This is a genomic window from Gemmatimonas sp., assembly GCF_046594945.1.
Classification (GTDB): Bacteria; Gemmatimonadota; Gemmatimonadetes; order Gemmatimonadales; family Gemmatimonadaceae; genus Gemmatimonas.
The window spans coordinates 20,249-41,490 of record NZ_JBKJRB010000085.1 but is presented as its reverse complement, the minus strand read 5'-3'; the positions used below and the strand labels follow the sequence as shown (position 1 = coordinate 41,490).

Genomic DNA, 21,242 nt, shown 5'->3' with positions numbered 1-21,242 from the left:
CCCAAACCATCGTACATCCGCGTGCTGAGCTGGTTGATCCCCAGCGCCAGCGAGACGCGATCGCCACGCGCCTGAATAGTCTGCGCCATCATCACGTCTTCCGCCACGAAGCCCCGCACGGGTTCGTGACCACCGATGGCCTCGTACACACGCCGCGACAGCATAAAGCACTGACCGTTGGCCACCACGTCGCGCGGATGCGTGGCTCTCTCCATCGCTTCCGCTCCACCATACCTGGTGAGAATCAGCGTAAACACCGCCGGCTGCACCGCGCGCTCCCACACCGTGCCCATCGCCTGGTGTCCGGCCACCGACAACAGCTCCGCGCCGCGGCGTTCACGCATGCGCACCATGCGACCCACCAGATCCGGCGCGTGCCGAGTGTCGGCGTCGGTAAACAGCAGCAACGATCCCGTGGCGTGAGCCGCGCCCGACTGACAGGCCCACTGCTTCCCGAACCAGTCGGCGGGCAGCTCCGGCGCGCCCACGATCTTCACCCGGATGTCATCGCCGGCAGCGGCACGGGCTAGGTCGCCGGTCCCGTCGGTAGAATGATCATCGACCACGATGAGCTCGAGGTCGGGCCAGGTGGATGCACGGATGCTGCGAATGCAGGCCGTGATGTGAGCCGCTTCATTTCGGGCGGGGAGGACGACGCTGACGCGCGACACTGGTTCCGCCGGTATTGCCGCGAGGTCGATGTCGTCGAGCGCGGGCGTTGTGCGCAGGCGACTGGCGAGTACCAGCGGGGCGGCCACCCACGGCGCCGCGGAAAGCGCAGCCGTAGCGGCGCCCAGCAGAGAAAGCGGCGTCAAACCAGAAATATAGCTCAGCACCATCTCTGTAAACTCGCTGTTCACCTCGCCGCGCGGCAGCGCACCGCGTGTATCGAGACGAGTCGGTATGGTTCCGTTGCTCCTCCGAGTCAGGACCGATACGTTCACACATGGTCGCGGCCGCTGGTACTTTCGATCTCCCCGAGGGCGATCCTCGAGGTGCGTGTCACCCGCGCGCCCTCCGCGTGCCACCACTGCTCACCGTCGGCGCCCGCGTCGCGATGATCGCGCCGTCTGGACCGTTGCAGGGGGTCCACGAGCTGGAGCGTGCCGTCGCGACGGCCGAGTCGCTGGGATGGACGGTCCAGGTCGGCCGGCACGCGCTGCGACGCACCGGCTACTTCGCGGGAGACGACGCACAACGTGGCGACGACCTCCTCGCGGCGTTGCACGATGCTGCTATCGATGGCATTTGGTGCCTACGGGGGGGCTACGGCGCTGCCCGCCTGCTGCCACGGCTCTCAGCCGAGTTACTGCAGCGTTATCCGAAGGCGCTGATCGGCTATTCCGACATCACCGCGCTACACGCCGCTTGGCAGCACGCTGGGCTTGTGAGCTACCACGGTCCCACGGCACGCGCCCCGCTTTCTGACTTCTCGCGCGATTCTCTGGTGCGTGCCCTCCAGCACGGCACCGACAGCTGTGGCCAGGCGCCCGAGGCACGCGTGGTTCGCGGCGGGCGGGCTACCGGCCGGCTGGTCGGGGGCAATCTCGCGCTCGTGTCCTCGTTGTGCGGGACGCCGTGGGCGGTGGACTGTCGCGACGCGATCGTAGTGCTCGAAGACATCGGTGAAGCCACTTACCGCATGGATCGCATGCTCACGCAGCTGCGGCTCGCGGGTGCGTTCGAGGGGTGCGTGGGTGTGGCGTTCGGCGAGTGCACCGATTGTCCCGACACCACGGATGACGGCACCCGGACGATCGAGGCGATCGTGACCGAGCTCGCTGACGTGTTACAGGTCCCATCGCTGCAGGGTATCCCGGTCGGGCATATTTCGGATCAGTGGACCGTACCGTTCGGCGCGATTGCGACGTTGGATGCCGACGCGCGCACGTTGTCTGTCGTCACCCCTGCTGTCTCGCGATTTCACTAAACTCATCACCGAGTACGCATATGAAGACCGCACAGCAACTCATCGCCGAAGCGAAAGCGAGCATCTCGGAAGTCACGGCGCGCGAAGTACAGGACCGCCTTGCTTCTGGAGAGCCGCTCGTCCTCATCGACATCCGTGAGCAGAACGAGTGGAATCTCGGACACGCCGCACCGGCACAGTACATCGGCCGCGGCGTGCTTGAAAGCCAGATCGAATCGCGCGTACCGCGTGATGCACAGGTCGTACTGATGTGCGCCAGTGGCAATCGGTCCGCGCTGTCCGCTCGCACGCTAGTGGAGATGGGCTACCCGAATGTCGCGTCGATGGCGGGTGGATTCCGCGACTGGGTGGCCTCGGGTGGCGCGGTGGCCGACTGAGCGAGTCTGCGCGCGACCAGCTGTTGCAGCGAGCGCTGCAGCACGCCGACGTGTCGCGTCTCGCGAGACGTCTGGCGACTCGTGTCCCCGTTGATGCGTCGCCGGTCGCCGAATCACGGCTCGCGGCGGTGTCGGCCGTGTTGCGCGTGGTCGAGGGGGAGCCGGAGTTGTTGTTCATCAAGCGCGCGGAGTTGGAGCGCGATCCATGGAGCGGTCACATGGCGTTCCCCGGTGGTCGGCTTGAACCCGGTGACGCCTCACTCGAAGTCACCGCCGTGCGCGAAACGCAGGAGGAACTCGCCCTCGATCTCACGCAAGGACGTATGCTCGGGCGCCTCGATGATCTCGCGCCACGCAATCGATCGTTGCCGCCGATCATCATCCGGCCGTTCGTGGCGATCGTCGAACCGGATGTGATGTTCACGCCCAGCGAAGAAGTGGCGGCGACTTTCTGGGTGCCGCTCACGCGCTTGCGGCACGAGAGCTCGAAGGCCGAGTATGTGGTCGAAATGAACGGCAATCGCGCCTCGTTTCCGGCGTTTCGCGTGGAGCAGCACATCGTATGGGGGCTCACTGAACGCATCGTGCGCCAGCTGCTCGCACTCGTCAGTCCGTAGCTTGCCCTTCACTCGCGACGTCGCTCGCTGAACGCTTTGCCGGTGGGCTTCGTACGTCCTGCACTGGATTCACCCCGACCTTACCCCGAGGGCACGACGTTGCCGACGTGTTTCGCGCTTCACCGCGCCGCCCGTACCACGGCCACCACGGCCATGCTCATCGCTGGCACGGTCGTTGCCGGCTGCCAGCGCCCCTGGGCTACCGTCGTGGCGCCAATGTCGGGAAAGCGCGTCGAAAGCGACCGCGGTATGGTGGCCGCGTCGCACCCGGATGCCGCCGCGGCTGGCGCGGCGATTCTGGCGCAGGGCGGCAATGCCGTGGATGCGTTCGCGGCTACGGCGTTTGCGCTCTCCGTCACCGATGTGTCACAGACGGGGCTCGGCGGGGGCGGCGCCATGACCTTTTTCAACGCGAAGACCAAGACGGTCGAGCATCTCTCGTTCTATCCGCGAGCCGGTGAAGACACCGCATGGGCGCGCGCGGACAGCTCTCGCGGCCGTCGTCCGGGACGCGCCGCCGCAACGCCGGGTATGGTAGCCGGCGTGCTCGAAGCGCAGGCCAAGTGGGGGAAGCTCACGCGAGCACAAGTCTTGGCGCCGGCCATTGCGCTGGCGCGCAACGGCTTCGTGGTGTCGCCGTTGCTGGCGCGCACCATTGCGTCGTCGCGCGACAAGCTGTTGGCCGACTCGCTCGCGGCCGCGCGGTTCATGCCGCGTGGCGAGGCGCTGCGACCGGGCGATCGACTCATTCAGCCGGAACTGGGTGCAACCCTGCAGCGCATCGCGAGTGAGGGCGCCACGGTGTTTTACAACGGCGGTATCGCCGAGCGGCTGTCGGCGAAGGTGAAGGCGCAGGGAGGATTGATTACGGTGCGCGATATGAACACATACTTTGTGACGTCGATGCGCCCGCTGTGCGCCATGTGGCGTGGCTATACGCTGCTCGGCGCGCCGCCGCCGATGGGTGGTGCCTCGGTGCTCGAGATGCTGCAATTGGCAGACGCTGCTGGCGTCGCCGATGCCGGTTCGTTTACCGAGAATGGCGCGGCGGTGGCGAAGCTCGCCGACATCATGCGCATCGGTAACGCCGATGCGGGAGAGTATCGTGGCGATCCGGCGGTGCAGCGCGTTCCGGCGCATGGCGTCGTGCATCCCGATTTCGCGCGTCAGCGAGCAGGACTGGTGGGCGGTGCACTTCCCGACACTGCCGTGGCTGGTAATCCCTGGGCGTTCGACACACTTGCCTCGCCGGGCACCTGCGGCCGGTTCAATCCGTATCCGGCCTCGACGACAGCGCGTACGGGCAGTAGCGGGAGCGCGTCGCGTGACACCACTGCGGCTGACGAGGGACAGAGTTACACGTCGCATCTGGCCGTCGTTGACGGCGACGGTAGCGCCGTGTCGGCCACGACGACCGTTGGTGTGCTTTTCGGCTCGGGCGTGTACACTGACGGCTTCTTCCTGAACTCGGCCGGCAACAACTTCGATCCGAAGACACGTGGTACGAACCGCTACGCGAATTCTACGATGTCGCCGACGCTGATTCTTGACGGCGACAAGGTGCGACTCGTGGTCGGCGCTGCTGGTTCGCAGTACATCCAGCCGGCGATTACGCAGGTGACCATTCGTATGCTCGCTTTCGGTGAAGATCCCGCCGTTGCGCTGGCCGCGCCGCGCATTCACGCCAGTGATAACCTGAAGGAAGTCGAAGTGGAACCTGGCTTCGCCACGAGCGTGTATCAGGCGCTCGTCGCGCGCGGGTATGCCCCATCCAGCCGCCTGCGCGATATCAGCTTCGGCGGTGTGCACGCCGTGTTTGTACGTAAAGACGGTAAGCGGATCGGCGTGGCCGACCCGCGTCGCGACGGCACCGCCGCCGGCTGGTAACACATCGCGACGCCGGTACGCTCGAAATACCCATGCTTCACTTTTGGCCGCATCTGACTGCCGAGGACTCAGGAACGCTGCCTCAGGTGGCCCGGTGAAGTCCTTGCTCCCGCGCCATATCACCCAAGGCTGTACGATCACGTACGTCGAGCTTGTCGAAGATATTCGCCAGGTGCGTTCCCGCGGTTCGCGCGGTTATGCCAAGTCGGGTGCCGATCTCCTTGTTGCTCAGGCGTTGTGCGACCAGTCTCAGAATGTCGAACTCACGCGGCGTAAGTGTCGCCAATCGTGAGTTTTGGTGGTCGGCGGCCACTTTGCCGCCCAGCGATCGCAACACCGTGCGCGCTTCTTCCGCCGCCGGCCGTGCACCGAGGCGCTCGAGCATCTGTAGCGCCTCTCGCGCCTCGTGTTTGGCCTCGGTAAGCGCGCCCGACTGCTGCAGCGCACGGGCCAGCCGCAATCGTGTGCGCGCCGCGTCGAATGGATACGGCACCGCCTCCAGCGTGGCGACGGCCCGTTGCAGCAGCAAGATCGCATCGGCGGTCCGCTCTTCACGGAGCGCGTCGGCGCCGTCGATCACGAGTACCCACGCCGCGCCGATCGGATGCGCCAGATGCGTGGCGTCGTGCTCCAAGCGACGTCGAACTGCGCTCAACGTGGCGTCGTCTCCCACGGCCAGCGCCGCCTCGGCCAACGTGGGCAAGAGGCGGTACACCGCCCAGGCGATGTACCCCGTGCGGTCGGCGATTGCAATGGCAGTCTGCCCGAGCGCGAGCGCCTGCGCATGCTCTCCGACGGCACTGAGATATGCCGTGCGCGCGACGCACGCCGGCAGCACACCGTGCACTTCGAATGGGCGGTCGAGGTCGAGGTTGGCCGCCCCCGACACCTCCCACGCGTCGTCGATAAGCCGCTTGGCCGTTGCAAAATCACCGCGCTGCAGGTACACGCCGCTCACCCAGTAGAGCAGACGCGCCAGCAGTGTGGTCTGATCGAGCGCCCGCCCCATGGCGATGGCGCGTTCGCCATCCATGATCGCGCGATCCCATTCGCCCGTGCCAGCGCGATACTCGATCATGATCTCCATCGTGCGCAGTTCGAGCAGCGGCGAATTCAGCTCGGCGGCCAGTCGCGTCGCTTCCTTGAGGTGCGCCTCGAGGGCGCCGGTGTGTGCCGTCAACGCCGCGAGCACCGCCGCCGACCAATGCGCCGACCACGCCAGATTGCGTTCGCCACTCTGCTCGGCCAACTCGACCGCGCTTCGCGCGTGCGCCCACGCCCGGTGCGCCGGCCCGGACCACAGGTGGACCATCAGCAGCATACGATGCGCGCGTGCCAGCAACGGAACCTGGCCCAGTCGCTCGGCGATCTCCACGGCGTGCGTGATCTCAAGCTTCGCCTCTTCGGGCAGGCCGAGCGCTTGGAGGCAGTCTCCCTTGGCCAACCGGATCCGCGCCAGCAGGACTTCGGTCTGTGCGTTACCATTGCCGCTATGATTCACGCCGGCCCGTGCCAGCGCGACATCGAAGTGACGTATGGCGTCCTCGCGACGGCCCAATCCCTGTTGGGCAAGACCGAGACGCCGTTCGGCCACGGCTACTCCTAGATTGTCGCCACGCGCATCCGCCAACGCCGATGCGCGCGCGCACATCGCAATGGCCTCGTGGTACTCGCCGAGCCGACGATACAACCGCGCCAACTCGTCGAGGAGCATGGGCACATCGGCCAGATGATCCTCGTGAAGATGCTCGTCAATCCGATCGAGCGAAGCTCGGAGTGTGATCGCAGCTTCGCGGCGTGCGAGTCGACCCAGTGCCTGGCGACCGGCCTGAAGGAGCCACTTCACCGAGCGAGCCGTCTCCATCCGTGGGTCCGCTTTGCGCCAATGCGCCGCGATCGACTCGGCTTCACGGTCTGCGTGGCGGCCAGCAACAGATTCGATGGCGACCGCGATGCGTGCATGCAGGTCACGCTCACGCGCGAGCCCGAGATGCGCGACCAGAGTCTGTCGCATCATCGGATGCGCAAGGTCGTACGTGATCGTGCTTCCAACGGACTCTTCGGTCACGATCCCCTCGCCGCGCAGTTCGCCAAGGGCGAGACGAAGCGCGTCTTCGGAGAGCCCGCTCGTACTCCGCACCACGTCGTGCGCCGCAGTGGTCCCGATGACGGCGATCACGTCACTCACCACGCGGGCGTCGACGCTGAGCCTCCCTAGACGTTCCAACAATAGTTCGCGTACCGACGGAGGCAGTACGAGCTGTTCGACGTGCCAGCCCACCCACACGCCACCCTGTTGCCGCAGTTCGCCGCGGGACACAAGCTCGCGCAGCGTCTGATCGACGAAGAAGGGATTGCCGCGCGTGCTGTCCTGCAGCAACGTGGCGAACGGCTTCACCGCGTCACGCTCCACGTCAAACGCGGTTGACAACAGCGACGCGACGTCATCGCGGGAGAGGGGTATCAGCCGGACGTCGGTGGCCATGCTCACGGTGCGAAGTGAGCGCAGGGCGAGGCGTAGCTCTTCGTTGAGCGGACGGTCCGATTCGTTCCAACTCGCCACCAACAGCACGCGATCCGTACCAAGCTGCCGACTTACGAAGTGCAGCAACTCGATCGACGAACTGTCGGCCCACTGCAGATTCTCGAGACAGAGCATCAACGGCTGCCGCTCACTGAGACGGCCGAGCATCTGCAGAATGCCGGTGTGCAGTCGCAGGCGTTGCTCCGCCAGTGTCACGCCGTCGGTGAGACGCTGCTGGGCGAGGTCCGCCTCAGCCAGCAGGCGCGGGGTGAGCGCCGACAGGATGCGCTTGTCGCCACGGGTGAGTCGCGTGAGCGCGGCAGAGTCAAGCGCGGCGAACAAGGGCTCGAGCGCGTCACCGAACAGGGCGTACGGAATCGCCGTTTCCAATGGATAGGCGCGTCCAGTGACGACCTGCCACCCAGCCGCGGCGGCCAACATCGCAGCCTCCTGCACGAGGCGTGTCTTTCCGATGCCGCCGTCTCCACTCAACAACAGGAGCTGGGCGAGTCCACGACCGGCCGCGACGCGAGCGCGCTCGATGACGTCGAGCTCCGCGCGGCGGCCGGTGAAAGGCAGGGTCGATAATGTGGCCGTACCCATCAGAAGGCCTGGTTGAATCCGATGTACAGACCGCGCGAGCTGTCGCGCCCGAGTCCGTAGTCCACGCGAACGGCGGTGCGCTGCCGCGGATCGATCAGCACGCGGATGCCTCCGCCATACGTCGGGAGGAGGCGCGCTTCGCTGAGGGTGTCCCACGCCCTCCCGATTGCCCCGGCGCCTGCGAAGGCCACCAGGCCGACGCGATGGGCGATCGGCGAGCGATACTCGACCTGCGCCGCCGCCAATCGCTGGTCTCGGTAGCGTCCGCGCGAGTAGCCACGCAGAATGTCGCCGCCGCCCACCAGTGCCAGCTGGTCGAACGGCGTGCTACCGCTCACCCCGAGCAACAGCAGCTGCGTTGCCAACACATGCGTGCCCGTGAGTGTGCGGTAGTGACGGGCATCGAGACGAACGCGATCGTACTGAAAGGGCGAGCCGAGAACGTCGTCGTTGCGCGTGTAGGTCACCTGCGCAAAGGTGCCGCGTTGCGGCGCGAACAGGTTGTCGCGCGAATCGAGCAGCGCGCCTGCCGACAGTTCGACCAGACGTCCGCCGTGGCTGCCGGTCAGCGTCCGCTGGCGGAGCACGCCGATCGTGTCGGGAGTGATCGACTGATCCACGAATCGGATGCCGCCCGTGACGTACCAATGGCCGTGAAGTCGCTGCTGCACCCCCGCGATCGCCTCAACGCCCTTCGGCGTAAAGATCTCCTTGTCGCCGGCGGCTGCCGAGTCGCCGATGCCGTAATAGGGCAGGGGGAATTTCTGCCAGGCGAGCAGTGCATTCACTCGACGGCCATTCTGCCGCGTCCAATGTTCCCCTTCGATGGAGACGCGAGTCTGCGACTTGGTGCTGCGAATCGCCGTCGCGATCAGAGAGGCGGGCCTGGCATGGTCCATGGCGGGGCGTTCAATGACGGCGAGCACGGTGGCACCGAACTGGAGACCGGTTTCGGGAGCGGAACCGAGCGCGGGGAGCGGCTGAATGCGTCGCCGTCCGACAGTCGAGTCCGGCGCACCTTGGGCAGGCGCCGTGGTCGGGGCGATGATCGCGACCACAGCGACGGCGGCCATCAGTGTGCGAGACGTGGCGTAACGGCTTCGCTGGCAAGGGGTTGCGAGAATATTCCAGCGGGTCATGGGCGGCTCGGTCAGGGGGGTAAGAGTCGTGACCGGTACATGGTGCGTGCACGCCGACAGGAAAAGGATACGTCACATGACGTAGCGAGGCGACTGCGCGGATACGTCGACGCCGGTGGGCGTCGCTTCCGACTTGTAAAAAAGTTAGCCGCGCCTAATTTTCAGATATGGCTGCTGCGAATATTGATCCGACCTCTCCCCCCTCATTGGACCCGAGCGCGACCGCGCCCTCCTTGACGACGCCACCCACGGCGGAGCCCGGCTGGCGTCGCGCCCGACTGGCGCCATCGCTGGCCGAGGTACATCGCTCCGTCGAGGTGAATGGCGCGACCTGGCTGCGCAAGATGGTGGCTTTTGCCGGGCCCGGCTATCTCGTGGCGGTGGGTTACATGGACCCCGGCAATTGGGCGACAGGGCTCGCTGGCGGTTCGCGCTTCGGCTACACGTTGCTCTCGGTGATCCTGCTGTCGAACCTGATGGCGATGTTGCTGCAGGGACTCGCCTCGAAACTTGGCATCGTCACGGGGCGTGACCTGGCGCAGGCCTGTCGGGATCACTACTCCCGGCCCGTGGCCTTCGCGCTTTGGGTGCTCTGCGAAATCGCGATCGCAGCGTGTGATCTGGCCGAAGTGATCGGCACGGCGATCGCACTCAATTTGCTTTTCGATATCCCGCTTGCGTGGGGCATCGGGATCACCGCCGTTGACGTGCTCATCGTGCTGTATCTGCAGAACAAAGGGTTCCGCCTGCTTGAGGCCTTGGTAATCGGGCTGATCGCAGTGGTGGGCGGGTGCTTTCTGTTTGAACTGTTCATCACACGACCGGATATAGGCGAGGTGGCGCGCGGATTCGTTCCGACCACGCAGATCTTCACCAATCCCGAAATGCTGTATATCGCGATCGGTATCCTCGGGGCCACCGTGATGCCGCACAACCTCTATCTCCATTCGTCGATCGTGCAGACGCGGAATTACGAGGAGACGTCGGAAGGCAAGCGTGAGGCGGTGCGGTTCGCGTTTCTCGATTCCACGATCGCCCTCAGCTTCGCGCTGTTCATCAACGCGGCAATCCTGATCGTAGCAGCGGCGACGTTTCACACCAGTGGCAATACCGACGTGGCAGAGATCCAGGATGCGTACAAGCTGCTCACGCCACTGCTTGGCGTAGCCGGCGCCAGCACGATCTTCGCCCTCGCCTTGCTGGCGTCGGGACAGAACTCCACGATTACGGGCACCTTGGCGGGCCAGATCGTGATGGAAGGTTTTCTGAACCTTCGCATTCGTCCTTGGCTTCGCCGGTTGATCACGCGGGCTATCGCCATCGTGCCGGCGGCGGTCGTGGCGATACTTTACGGGGAGCGCGGGACGGCCAAGCTACTGATCTTCAGCCAGGTCATCCTGTCGCTCCAGCTCTCCTTTGCCGTGTTCCCGCTGGTGCGCTTTACCTCCGACCGCGAAAAAATGGGCGAATTCGTGAACTCGATCGGACTGCGCATCGCGGCCTACGTTGTCGCCGGCGTCATTGCCACGCTGAATCTCTGGCTGCTCGTTCAGACGGTACGCGGGTGGATCGCCTGATGTATCGTCGCATTCTCGTGCCGCTCGAGCACTCGGCGTACGACCAGGTCATCCTCGCCCACGTGCGGCAGCTGGCGGCGCTTTGCTCATCCGCCCTCGTGCTGATCCACGTGGCCGACGGCTGGGCCGCCAGGCACCAGCATTCGCTGAAACTGCGCGAATCTGAGGAAATGCGACTGGACCGAGAGTACATTGAAGCCTGCTGCGCTTCGTTGCGCGCGGACGGCTTCGAGACTGAGTCGATTCTCGCTGGTGGTGATCCCGCTGGCGAGATCGCGGCAGCGGCCGAGCGGGAGCAGTGCGATCTGATCGCGATGGCGGTGCACGGCCACAAGGGAATACAGGACGTGATTTATGGCACGACCGCCAACACCGTTCGCCACCGGACGATGGTGCCCGTTCTCATGGTCAGGGGTCCCGTTCGCGTCGCCTCTCGCTGATCTTTGAGCATGAACGCGCGTGATGCAGTTTCGCCCGACGCAGGTTCGCCTGTCGTTGCTCCTCCGGCGCTCACCGAGCCGGTGGAGGACTACCTCAAGGCTATCTACGAGCTCGAGAGCCGGTTCGGTGCGGCCGCCACCAGCGATGTCGCGAACGCGCTCGACGTGGCTCCGGCGTCTGTGACCGGCATGGTGCGTCGGCTGGCCACGCTAGGCTACCTCGATCACGTGCCGTACCGCGGCGTGCAACTGACGCCGCGCGGACGACAGGCCGCACTGCGCACGATCCGCCGTCATCGCATCCTCGAATCGTATCTCACCGGCGTGCTGGGCTATCCGTGGGATCGCGTGCACGACGAAGCGGAACGACTCGAGCATGCCGCGTCGGACGATCTCATCGAGCGCATGGCCGCCGCGCTTGGGCATCCCACCGCCGATCCGCACGGGGCGCCGATTCCCACGGTCGACGGCATCGTTGAGGAGCAACCGCATCGCACACTCGCCGAATTGCCGGTGGGCGAAACGGCGCGCATGCTGCGCGTGAGCGACAAGAATCCGTCGCTGCTGCGCTATCTCGCGGAAATCGCATTGCAGCCGGGCGCTGAAGTGACGATGGTGTCACGCGCGCCGTTCGACGGACCGCTGACGTTGCGGATCGGAAAGAACGAGCCCGTGGTGGGACCCAATCTGGCCGCTCAGGTATTGGTGGAAGCGATGCCCTCTTCTGGTTCACGCCCCGCTGATGATCCTGCCTCCGACACGGTTGTTGCCGCCTCCAAACCGAAATCACGAAAGTCGACCGCCCGTTGAACGGCGGTCGGTGAAGCGGGTGCCCGTGAAGCGGGTGCCCGTGAAGCGGGTGCTCACGCTGGCCGTATTGCTCGCGGGCGCGCTAGCGGCGCTCGGCGCTACTCCGCTCCGCGCGCAACGCGGCATCGCGATCGACGCGCGGATGGCCGAGGATCTCGGGCTCGCGGTCGGCGCTCGGGTCAGGATCTCGGCCCTGCCGGGCCAACCGGGCGACAGCGTTACGATCGCAGCGATTTACCAGCGGAAAGCCGACCCGGCTGAAGTCGCGCGCCGCGAGTATCGCGTGCGACTCCATCTCGATCAGCTCCAACAGCTTTTGGAGCTCGACGATCGCGTAGACCGCTTTGCCGTCGGCACGCGCGACGGTCAGTCGATCGACTCGGCCTTGGCGCGCATCAACCACGTGGCCTTCGGATTTCGCGCCCACAAGTCGCGCGACGTCGCGGTGCAAAGCTCGCGCACCTTTCGTGTGGTCGAGCGCTTTCACACCGCCATCGGCATCATCACCGTCGTCGCCAGCGCGGTGTTTCTGCTCTGCCTACTGTTGCTCAGCGTCGAGGAACGCAAGCGGGACATCGGCGCACTCCGCCTCATGGGACTTTCCCGCGCCACCGTGGTGCGAGCCATCGTCATCGAAGCCGCCATCGTGTCGCTCATTGGAAGCGTGATCGGCGCCGGTATCGGTTGGATCGCGTCGCTCATCGTGAACGCGCATTTTCAGGAGTTGTATCGCACGCCGCTGGTGTTCGCGCTCCTTACACCACAGATCTTTGCATTCGCAACCGGACTTTCGTTGGTGCTCGGCATCGGCTCGGGCGCCGCCGCCGGCTGGCGACTGGTGAAGACGTCGCCCCTGTCGCTCATGGGGCGCTGAACGATGCGCCTCATGATGGCTTGGGCCACGCTGCGTCGGCATTTCGCCCGCACGGCGCTGGCGGTGCTTGGTATCGCGGTCGCCGCGGCGCTACTGCTCGACATGGTGATGCTCGCGACCGGCATGAGCGAATCGTTCCGCTCGCTGTTGCTCACGCGGGGCTATCAGCTGCGCGTGTCGCCGAAGGGCACGTTGCCATTCGACAGCGAAGCCACCATCGACGGCGCGGGCGCGATCGTTCGCGCGCTGCGCGCCAATCCCGACATCAAGGCCGTCAGTCCTACGCTTGGCGCGACGCTCACCATCGATGGCAGTCGAATCCCCTCGGCGTTCACGCTTGGTCTCGAGCGCGCCGTACAGGGCGATTACACACTCGAGGCCGGCTCCGACATCACGCGCGCGGATTCCGGCACGGTGGCGTCGATGCCACGTATTGTCGTGAGTCAGACATTCCTGATGCGCGCAGGGCACGTGGTCGGCGATACCATCACGATCTCCTCGGGACTCGATGCGCAGCTGCGCACCGCCGCGCGATCGAGTCGTGTCGTGATCGGCGGCATGGGCCGCTTCATCTATGTACCCGGCGAAACACCGGTGATTGCGCTCGATCTCGCGCTGTTACGGCAGTTGCTCGGGCCGAGCTATCGCGACCGCATGTCGCTGGCGATGGCCGAGTCGCGGCGCAGCGATTCCGCGTCGGTGGAAGCGGTGCGTGCGTGGATCGCGACCACCCAGCCGCGCGTGACCGCGATTTCAACGGAAACGGCGATCCGGCAGGTCGAGGAGCGCCTGTCGTATTTTCGCCAGTTGGCGTTCGTGCTCGGGGCCATCAGCCTCGGCATCGGCTTTCTCTTGGTCGCCACGTTGGTCACGCTGTCCGTGAACGAGCGACGTGGCGAGATCGCGGTGTTGCGTGCGATCGGCACGCAGCGCATCGGCGTGCTACAACAGATCTTTCTCGAGGGGCTGCTGCTTACGAGCGCGGGCATTGTGGGTGGACTCGCGCTGGGGCTGGTCACCGCTCAGTGGCTCAACGGCATTCTGCGTGACTTTCCCGGACTGCCGTCGGCGTTCGACTTTTTCGTGTGGAGTTCGAACGCCGGATGGCGCGCGCTCGCGCTGTTGCTCACCTCAGGAACACTGGCCGGACTGCTGCCTGCCTGGCGCGCCGCCTCCATCCCCATCGCTCGCGCGTTGCGTGAGGAAGCCATTGGTTGACGTGTCTGAACATCGTACCGACACCGAACTCGGACGTGAAACGGAGATCGCGCCGGTCATCGTCTGCGAGGGGGTCGTGCGCCGCTATCCCATGGGCAGTGCGATCGTACAGGCGGTGCGTGGCATCGATCTCCGGATCGCGCGGGGAGAGTTTGCGGCCATCACCGGGCCGTCGGGCTGCGGCAAAAGCACGCTGCTGCACTTGCTCGGTGCGGTCGACGTACCGACCTCGGGTCGCGTTTTGGTGAATGGTCGCGACACCGCGTCGCTGTCCGATCGCGAGGCCACCGACTTCAGGCTGCGTCATATTGGCTTCGTGTTTCAGCGTTTCTATCTCATGCCCACGCTGTCGGCGTCGGAGAACGTCGAGCTTCCGCTGGCTGAAGCGGGCATGGACAAGCGGGCACGTAAAGCACGCGCTCGTGAACTGCTGGGCTACGTGGGGCTCGGCGACCGGCTCGATCACCGGCCCACGCAGCTGTCTGGCGGCGAGCAGCAGCGGGTTGCGATCGCGCGCGCGCTGTCGAACGAACCCGCGCTGCTACTGGCCGATGAACCGACCGGCGAACTCGACGCCGAAACCGGTGCGCGACTGCTCGAACTGTTCGGGCGATTGCATCGCGACGGTCGCACGCTGGTGTTCGTGACGCACGATGCCGTCGTGGCGCACGCCGCGCAGCGCGTGATCCGATTGCACGACGGGCGTGTCGCGTCGGATTCCGGATCGGACACCGGGAGCGGTGCGTGAGCACGTCCGCGGGTGCCATTCGGTTGGCCATGGCACAGCTGCTGGCCTGGCGATCGGTGTCGTCGCGACCGATGCGTGCCCTGTTGCTGTGCGGCGGATTCGGCGTGGGCGTGGGCGTGATGATCGTGCTGCTCGCCGTCGGTGAGGCGATGGTGCGTCAGGCCAGTCAGGAGCGACTGGTAGGCGGTGGCACGATCACCGTGCTGCCGGAGGGCATCGACATCGAAGTGCTCACGACGGGTGGCCTGGGTGGCCTCTTCTTTTCCGTGCCCAACGCGCGCTTCGTGCATCGGCAGGTCCTCAATGCACCGCGCCTCAGCGATGTGGTCAGTGTGGCGGCCCCGCAGCTTGAAGGAAAGCTGCTGTACGTCACGACCCGCGACGGCGTCGAGCATCCCGTGCGAGCCAGCGGGGAGATCCCGTCGGCCACGCGTACGCTCGGAGCTCTGCCCACGGTGTCGGCGGGGTCGTGGGACGACGACGACGGCGATCGGCGGTGGATGACGCCGACGCCGGCCGAGCTGCGTCACGATATCGACCACTTCCATCTCCCCACGCCTGGCATGGCGAATCGAAATTCGTGGGGAGAGTGGCACTACTTCAACGTGATCTCTCCCGACGCGACGCGTTGGGCGTTCATCTCGTTCATCGTGGGCGGTGATGTCACGGGCGATCAGTGGGGAGGCCAAGTGCTCGTCACGCTGCATGAGCGCGGCCGAGCACCACGTCGCTTCAGTCGCACGATCCCGAAGGAGCGAGTGCGTTTCTCCACACGCGAAGCGAATCTCACGATCGGCAACGACAGCGTGCGCGTGTTACCCGATGGTCGGTACGCGGTACGTGCCGACGTGCGCGAAGAAGGCACGGGCACGCCACTCACACTCGATCTCGTGCTCTCACCGGCACCGCGGGTGGACTTCCCCGGTGCCACGTTGGTGAGCGGTGACTTCACCTCAGGGTACGCCGTGCCGGCACTGCGCGCCGACGCGTCGGGCTCGTTGTGCGTGGCCCGCGCGTGCGAGCGCTTCGACGGCGCGCAGGCGTATCACGATCATAACTGGGGTGGGTGGCGTGGTGTCACCTGGGAATGGGGATCGGCCCGTGCCGGCGAGTACACCCTCCTGTATGGCCGGGTCACGCCGGAAGATTCCGCCGCAGGCAATGCGCCGCTGTTCGTGTACGTGACCGACGCGCAGGGTTTTCTCGCGCTGTTCCGGCCGCGGGTGATCCGCTACAATGACGCGCGCGAGGTGCGGACACCGAAGGGAATGCTCAAGGTGCCGGCCACGGCGCAGTTGTTCGACGTGCGCGGCACCGATACGCTGCGGCTCTTGGTGACCGTCGACGACGCGGTGGCGACGGACACGCGCATCGGGCTGGTGGAACGTGGGGAGAGCGACGCGGCGCGGGCGCTGCGCAGGCCGTGGTTCGTGCAGATGGCGGGCGAGGCGCGGGTCGAAGGCCGCGTCCGCGGTCACGTACTCAACGGTCGTGGACGCGGGTTCTTCGAGACCTACCGGTAATGTGTGGTATCGTGCGCTGCGCGCAGGGCGGTTCAGTGCACACGCGACGCAATGAGCTTGCGTATCTCACTCGACAGGCGCTGGTCTTTCAGCAGCACCCGCAGCCGCGAGGCATCGGCGCGGGCCTGCAGGCGCTGCTTGGCGTCCACGTTGAGCCACATGGCGTCCAGCAGCGCCTTCGCTTCGGTATCGACGTCACCGGCCGTCGATGCGTCGGCGGCGAGACGCTCCATCACGGTCGCGGCTTCGCGGTTGTACGACTGCGCGTAGAGCACATGCGCGAGTCCGAACGACGCTTCGGTGGCGAGCTTCCCTTCATCGCGGTCGATCGCCGCCGCGGTCACGAACTCGCGCCGCGCGACATCGAATTCCCCGTTGGCCAGCGCGAGGCGCGCGCGGGCAATATGTTCGGGGCTGGAGACAATTGGCTCGGTCACGACGGCCGTGCGCGGACCGGCGGGCGATGGGGTGGCGGGGAGCGTGAGCGTGGAGGCTTGCAAGACAGTCATGGCAACGAGCGCGAGCTGAAACATGGCGACGCCTCCTGAGAGTGATCGTTCGGACCGCGAGTGTTACCATGTTCGATACGGAACGAACTCTTCGCGGTGTCGGCGGCGGGACCGGAGGCCATGGGATGGGCCCAAGGGCACGTGGGCAATGCCCGTGAGCCGCCGCGTGTGGCGCTCGTGAGCGCGCGACTGCGGTTGGGTACGCAAGGGTGGAATTATCCGGCGTGGGTCGGGCCGTTCTACCCGGATGGCACCCGTCCCGTGGACTTTCTGCGCACCTTCACACGCGCTTTCGAGGCCGTGGAGATCGACTCCACGTTTTATGCGATCCCTCCGATCCGTACCGTGCGTGGCTGGGCGTCGCGTACGCCGCCGGAGTTCACGTTCACGTGCAAGCTCCCGCAGGAGATCACGCACGAGCGCCGCTTTGCGGGCGCGGCCGACGTGCTGCACGCGTTCACCGATCGCATGCGGGAGCTGGGGCCGAGGCTGGGTCCGATTCTCATTCAGTGCGGGCCCGATTTCTCACCGGCCGAGATCGATGCCTTTGCCGCTTTTCTCCCGACACTGCCTCCAGATCTCCAATTCGCTGTGGAATTCCGACAGGCGGCGTGGGTACGGAAGCGCACGTTGGCGCTGCTCGAGCGCTACGGCGTCGCGCTGGCTCTGAGTGACGGTCGATGGATGCCGCGCGACTGGCTGCTAAAGCTCTGTGAGCAGCCGACGGCGGATTTCGCGTATCTACGCTGGATGGGACCCGACCGGAGTATCGTGGACTACTCCCGACTGCAGGTGGACCGAAGTGCCGAACTCGACGCGTGGAGCCGAATGATTCCGGTGCTGCAGCGCCGCGTGCGCGAGGTGTACGGCTTCGTGAACAACCACTTCGCCGGGCACGGTCCGGCGTCGGTGCGGATGCTGCAGGAGCGGCTCGGGATACCGACGGTGGACCCACGCTCTATCGGGGACCAGCCGTCACTGTTCTGACGAGACTCCTCTCGGCGGATATACTTCACGCATGACTGTGCCGACTGCATCAGCCGACGCCGCGCTCCGGCTCGTTCGAGGCGAATCCGCCGTTCCGCACGACCTGCTGGGCGCGCATCCCATTACTCGCGACGGCGTGGACGGGGTCGTGATCCGCGCCTTCCAACCGAACGCCGCGTCCATTGCGGTGGTGCTCGGTGAACAGCGTTGGCCGATGGAGCGCGATGCGCACGGCTTATTCGCGCTCTTTCTGAGCGATCGCACGGCGCCGATCGCGTATCGGCTCGAGATCACGTTCGGCGATGGCCGCGTTGTATTGCGCGACGACCCGTACCGATTTCTCCCCACGCTCGGCGAGATGGATCTCCATCTCTTCAACGAAGGACGCCATCTGCGTTTGTGGGAGAAGCTGGGCGCGCACCTCCGCGAGATCGACGATGTGGCCGGCACGTCGTTCGCGGTGTGGGCACCGAATGCCACGCGCGTATCGGTCATTGGCGCGTTCAATGACTGGGACGGACGCGCACACCAAATGCGTCGGCTCGGGGCGAGCGGCGTATTCGAACTGTTCGTGCCCGGTATCGGTGTGAACGCGATGTACAAGTTCGAGATCCGATCGTCCACTGGTGCGCTGCGCGTGAAGACCGATCCGTACGCGTTCAAGATAGAGCAGGGCCCTGGGCGCGCATCGATCGTCCAGTCGCGCGGGACCTACGACTGGAAGGACGGCGCCTGGCTGGCGCAACGTGCGGACGCCGATCCGCTGCGCGAGCCGATGCTGGTGTACGAAGTGCACCTCAGCTCGTGGATGCGCGGCGAACACAACCGGGTGCTGACTTATCGCGAGTTGGCACCGCGCCTCGCCGAGCATGTAAAGCGCATGGGGTTCACGCATGTCGAGCTGTTGCCGGTGCTGGAGCATCCGTTCGGCGGCTCGTGGGGCTATCAGGTCGGTGGCTACTTCGCACCCACGTCGCGTCACGGGTCACCCGATGATTTCCGCGCCTTTGTGGACACGCTGCATGAGGCGGGCATCGGAGTGCTGTTGGACTGGGTGCCGGCCCATTTCCCGAAGGACGACTGGGCGCTGCGCCGCTTCGACGGCACTGCGTGCTACGAACACGAGGACCCGCGACTCGGCGATCACCCCGAGTGGGGCACGCACATCTTCAACTACGCGCGCTACGAAGTGCGCAACTTCCTGCTGGCCAACGCGCTGTACTGGATCGAGGAGTTCCACATTGACGGACTGCGCGTGGATGCCGTGGCGTCGATGTTGTATCTCGACTACGGGCGCGAGGCGGGTGAGTGGCTCCGCAACCGGTTCGGCGGTCGCGAGAATCTCGAGGCAGTGTCGTTTCTCAAGCAACTCAATCACGCCGTGCATTCACTGCATCCCGGCGTGATCACGGTGGCCGAGGAGAGCACGTCGTGGCCGAAGGTGACGCATCCGATCAGCGAGGGCGGACTCGGCTTCACGCTGAAGTGGAACATGGGGTGGATGCACGACACGCTCGACTACTTCAAAGTCGATCCCTTCTTCCGCAAAGGCGCGCACGACAAGCTCACCTTCGCGATGATGTACGAGTACAGCGAACGGTTCATGAATCCGCTGTCGCACGATGAAGTCGTGCACCTCAAAAAGTCGTTACTCGAGAAGATGCCGGGCGACGTGTGGCAGCGCTTTGCCAATCTGCGCGCCCTCATCGGCTACTCGATTACGCGACCCGGCAAGTCGTTGTTCTTCATGGGCACTGAGCTCGGGTCGCATCACGAGTGGAATCACGACGTCAGTCTCGAATGGCATTTGCTGGGCGATGCCCGGCGACAGGGACTCATGGCGTTCATGGAGTCGATCGGTGCGCTCTATCGTCAGCACTCCTGCTTCTGGCGGCGTGATCACGAGCCGTCGGGCTATGGCTGGATCGACGTGTCCGACAAGGAGCAGTCGGTATTGTCGTATGCGCGGTATGACGGATTGGCGCACGCGATGGTGGTGCTCAATCTCACGCCGGTCCCGCGCGCCGAATATCGTCTTGGCGCGCCGTCGTTGGGTACGTATCACGTCGTGCTCAACTCCGACGCGACCACATTTGGTGGCAGTGGTTACGCGGTTGCGGAGGCGGTGGAGGCGGAGCCGGTGCCGTATCACGGCTTCCCGCAGTCGGTGAGCGTGTCATTGCCGCCGCTCAGCATTCTCGTGTTGCTGCCGACCGACCGACCGGACCCGCGCGCGGCGGTGGACGTCGTCGCCAACCGTGCTGTCGGCGAGGCGTCGGCGTCGCGGTCTGGCGCGGGACAGTCGCAGTCGAAGCAGGACAAGGCATCGAAGCCGGTGAAGGCACCGAAGGCATCGAAGGCACCGAAGGCATCGAAGGCACCGAAACAGGCAAAGCAGCCAAAGGCATCCAAGCAACCGAAGGCACCCATGGAAGCGAAAGCCGCGAAGCCGTCGAAGAGACAGATGGCGGCGAAGACCGCGGTCTCCGAGCCCACCGCGACGGCGACGCTGAGGCCGATGACGAGAGTGGCGAGCAAGCTGGCGGTGAAAACGTCACCGTCATCGACGGTTCCCAAGCGCTCACCAGGCCGCCCGGCTTCCCGTACACCGCGCACCAAGACGGCGATACCGCCGTCCTCGCCTCCTGCCACCGACGCATGAGTCGTTTTAGCGCGAAGACCTTGGTGTTCGGCATGCTCACGGTGATCGCCGCCGCCGTGTGCATTCGCCTGGGGATCTGGCAGCTGGATCGGCTCTCGCAGCGGCGGGCGCAGAACGCGATCGTGCTCGCGCGCGGAACGATGCCGGTGGTCAGCGTCTCTACGCTGCAAGCGGTCGACACCACTGATTCGCACTGGCGCCGAGTGCACATTCGCGGCGTGGCCGACTACGCCGCTGAAGTCGTGCATGCCACGCGCTCGCAGGCCGGCTCTCCCGGTGTGCACCTGCTCACGCCGGTGCGGCCGCTTGACGGTGCGTGGGGCGATACCGCCGTGCTCGTCTTGCGCGGCTTTGTGTACTCACCGGATGGGCGCACGTTCGATCACGACAAAGCGCGGGAAGCGGATACGCTCGACCTCGATGCGCTGGTGATTTCGTTCCCGCCGCACAAGCCGGGCACGGTACAGATGCCGACGGCCACCCGCGCCGTTCGCGTGCTCGACCGCGACACGATCGCCGCGCTCACCGGGTATCCGCTCGCGCCTTTCGTGTTGCTCGCGCTTGGAGATACGGCGATGTACGACATCACGAAGGCCGCGCGCGTGCCGCCGCCGTCACCGTCGGAAGGTCCGCACCAGTCGTACGCCATGCAATGGTTCGGTTTCGCACTGGTGTTTCTGGTGGGCTTCGTCGCATTCACATGGGGCCCGCAGCGTGGCGCGGGCGACACGTCGCCGGACGACGACATGGGCCGGGACATGGGTGGCGTGGGGAACGCGCAGAATGAGCGGGCGGCGCGAGCACGTCGACCCTAAAC

18 protein-coding genes are annotated in these 21,242 nt (G+C 65.6%); 14 read left to right on the top strand and 4 right to left on the bottom strand.

Annotated elements, in window-relative coordinates; all coding sequences use genetic code 11:
* On the bottom strand, positions 1 to 815 hold an 815-nt coding region (locus tag ACLL97_RS10445), incomplete at its 3' end, for a glycosyltransferase family 2 protein (protein WP_411280410.1).
* Positions 816 to 1,021: 206 nt separating this feature from the next.
* On the opposite strand from ACLL97_RS10445, the gene ACLL97_RS10440 reads away from it, so the two are divergent.
* The 4 genes from ACLL97_RS10440 (at position 1,022) to ACLL97_RS10425 (ending at position 4,811) form a co-directional block, all read left to right on the top strand.
* The gene (locus tag ACLL97_RS10440) at positions 1,022 to 1,930 is read left to right on the top strand and encodes an LD-carboxypeptidase (protein ID WP_411280409.1); all 909 of its coding nucleotides are present in this window, start codon (positions 1,022 to 1,024) and stop codon (positions 1,928 to 1,930) included.
* Between the two features lie 20 nt (positions 1,931 to 1,950).
* Positions 1,951 to 2,307 carry a rhodanese-like domain-containing protein gene (locus ACLL97_RS10435; RefSeq protein ID WP_411280408.1) on the top strand — a complete coding sequence of 119 codons (357 nt, stop codon included), beginning with the start codon at positions 1,951 to 1,953 and terminating at the stop codon, positions 2,305 to 2,307.
* 23 nt (positions 2,308 to 2,330) lie between these two features.
* The gene (locus tag ACLL97_RS10430; RefSeq protein ID WP_411280407.1) at positions 2,331 to 2,924 is read left to right on the top strand and encodes an NUDIX hydrolase; all 594 of its coding nucleotides are present in this window, start codon (positions 2,331 to 2,333) and stop codon (positions 2,922 to 2,924) included.
* Positions 2,925 to 3,023: 99 nt separating this feature from the next.
* A complete protein-coding gene (locus ACLL97_RS10425; protein WP_411280406.1) occupies positions 3,024 to 4,811 on the top strand; it encodes a gamma-glutamyltransferase family protein in 1,788 nt (595 codons plus the stop codon).
* 82 nt (positions 4,812 to 4,893) lie between these two features.
* Here the strand turns inward: ACLL97_RS10425 and ACLL97_RS10420 are convergent, their stop codons facing one another.
* Complete coding sequence (locus ACLL97_RS10420; RefSeq protein WP_411280405.1) at positions 4,894 to 7,938, bottom strand: helix-turn-helix transcriptional regulator; 3,045 nt, start codon at positions 7,936 to 7,938, stop codon at positions 4,894 to 4,896.
* Positions 7,938 to 9,011 carry a BamA/TamA family outer membrane protein gene (locus ACLL97_RS10415; RefSeq protein ID WP_411280404.1) on the bottom strand — a complete coding sequence of 358 codons (1,074 nt, stop codon included), beginning with the start codon at positions 9,009 to 9,011 and terminating at the stop codon, positions 7,938 to 7,940. Before ACLL97_RS10415 ends, ACLL97_RS10420 begins: the two co-directional genes overlap by 1 nt.
* A 299-nt stretch (positions 9,012 to 9,310) precedes the next feature.
* Here ACLL97_RS10415 and ACLL97_RS10410 point away from each other — a divergent pair, with 299 nt between their 5' ends.
* The 7 genes from ACLL97_RS10410 to ACLL97_RS10380 are packed head-to-tail and all read left to right on the top strand — an operon-like array spanning position 9,311 to position 16,267.
* The gene (locus ACLL97_RS10410; protein ID WP_411280403.1) at positions 9,311 to 10,654 is read left to right on the top strand and encodes an Nramp family divalent metal transporter; all 1,344 of its coding nucleotides are present in this window, start codon (positions 9,311 to 9,313) and stop codon (positions 10,652 to 10,654) included.
* Positions 10,654 to 11,094: a universal stress protein gene (locus ACLL97_RS10405; RefSeq protein WP_411280402.1), complete on the top strand. Its 441-nt coding sequence runs from the start codon at positions 10,654 to 10,656 to the stop codon at positions 11,092 to 11,094. The genes ACLL97_RS10410 and ACLL97_RS10405 overlap by 1 nt, the downstream gene beginning before the upstream one ends.
* Before the next feature lie 9 nt (positions 11,095 to 11,103).
* Positions 11,104 to 11,904, top strand: a complete 801-nt coding sequence (locus tag ACLL97_RS10400; RefSeq protein WP_411280401.1) for a metal-dependent transcriptional regulator — start codon at positions 11,104 to 11,106, stop codon at positions 11,902 to 11,904.
* Between the two features lie 10 nt (positions 11,905 to 11,914).
* On the top strand, positions 11,915 to 12,778 hold the full coding sequence (locus ACLL97_RS10395; protein ID WP_411280400.1) for an ABC transporter permease: 864 nt from the start codon (positions 11,915 to 11,917) through the stop codon (positions 12,776 to 12,778).
* A gap of 12 nt (positions 12,779 to 12,790) precedes the next feature.
* Positions 12,791 to 13,996, top strand: a complete 1,206-nt coding sequence (locus ACLL97_RS10390) for an ABC transporter permease (protein ID WP_411280399.1) — start codon at positions 12,791 to 12,793, stop codon at positions 13,994 to 13,996.
* Between the two features lies 1 nt (position 13,997).
* Complete coding sequence (locus ACLL97_RS10385; protein ID WP_411280398.1) at positions 13,998 to 14,744, top strand: ABC transporter ATP-binding protein; 747 nt, start codon at positions 13,998 to 14,000, stop codon at positions 14,742 to 14,744.
* Positions 14,741 to 16,267, top strand: a complete 1,527-nt coding sequence (locus ACLL97_RS10380) for a hypothetical protein (protein WP_411280397.1) — start codon at positions 14,741 to 14,743, stop codon at positions 16,265 to 16,267. The genes ACLL97_RS10385 and ACLL97_RS10380 overlap by 4 nt, the downstream gene beginning before the upstream one ends.
* 32 nt (positions 16,268 to 16,299) lie before the next feature.
* Here ACLL97_RS10380 and ACLL97_RS10375 read toward each other — a convergent pair whose 3' ends face one another.
* Positions 16,300 to 16,800, bottom strand: coding sequence for a hypothetical protein (locus ACLL97_RS10375; RefSeq protein WP_411280396.1), 501 nt, complete (start codon positions 16,798 to 16,800; stop codon positions 16,300 to 16,302).
* 96 nt (positions 16,801 to 16,896) lie between these two features.
* On the opposite strand from ACLL97_RS10375, the gene ACLL97_RS10370 reads away from it, so the two are divergent.
* Genes ACLL97_RS10370 through ACLL97_RS10360 form a run of 3 tightly spaced genes read left to right on the top strand, consistent with a single transcriptional unit; the run spans position 16,897 to position 21,240 of the window.
* Positions 16,897 to 17,763, top strand: a complete 867-nt coding sequence (locus ACLL97_RS10370; RefSeq protein ID WP_411280395.1) for a DUF72 domain-containing protein — start codon at positions 16,897 to 16,899, stop codon at positions 17,761 to 17,763.
* Between the two features lie 31 nt (positions 17,764 to 17,794).
* On the top strand, positions 17,795 to 20,425 hold the full coding sequence (glgB, locus tag ACLL97_RS10365; protein WP_411280394.1) for a 1,4-alpha-glucan branching protein GlgB: 2,631 nt from the start codon (positions 17,795 to 17,797) through the stop codon (positions 20,423 to 20,425).
* Complete coding sequence (locus ACLL97_RS10360) at positions 20,422 to 21,240, top strand: SURF1 family protein (RefSeq protein WP_411280393.1); 819 nt, start codon at positions 20,422 to 20,424, stop codon at positions 21,238 to 21,240. The genes glgB and ACLL97_RS10360 overlap by 4 nt, the downstream gene beginning before the upstream one ends.
* The last annotated feature ends 2 nt before the right edge of the window (positions 21,241 to 21,242 follow it).

Coding starts and splice junctions, on each gene's coding strand:
- ACLL97_RS10435 (WP_411280408.1), top strand. CDS start 1,951: ATGAAGACCGCACAGCAACTCATCGCCGAAGCGAAAGCGAGCATCTCG.
- ACLL97_RS10420 (WP_411280405.1), bottom strand. CDS start 7,938: ATGGGTACGGCCACATTATCGACCCTGCCTTTCACCGGCCGCCGCGCG.
- ACLL97_RS10415 (WP_411280404.1), bottom strand. CDS start 9,011: ATGGCCGCCGTCGCTGTGGTCGCGATCATCGCCCCGACCACGGCGCCT.
- ACLL97_RS10405 (WP_411280402.1), top strand. CDS start 10,654: ATGTATCGTCGCATTCTCGTGCCGCTCGAGCACTCGGCGTACGACCAG.
- ACLL97_RS10400 (WP_411280401.1), top strand. CDS start 11,104: ATGAACGCGCGTGATGCAGTTTCGCCCGACGCAGGTTCGCCTGTCGTT.
- ACLL97_RS10390 (WP_411280399.1), top strand. CDS start 12,791: ATGATGGCTTGGGCCACGCTGCGTCGGCATTTCGCCCGCACGGCGCTG.
- ACLL97_RS10375 (WP_411280396.1), bottom strand. CDS start 16,800: ATGTTTCAGCTCGCGCTCGTTGCCATGACTGTCTTGCAAGCCTCCACG.
- ACLL97_RS10370 (WP_411280395.1), top strand. CDS start 16,897: ATGGGATGGGCCCAAGGGCACGTGGGCAATGCCCGTGAGCCGCCGCGT.
- glgB (WP_411280394.1), top strand. CDS start 17,795: ATGACTGTGCCGACTGCATCAGCCGACGCCGCGCTCCGGCTCGTTCGA.
- ACLL97_RS10360 (WP_411280393.1), top strand. CDS start 20,422: ATGAGTCGTTTTAGCGCGAAGACCTTGGTGTTCGGCATGCTCACGGTG.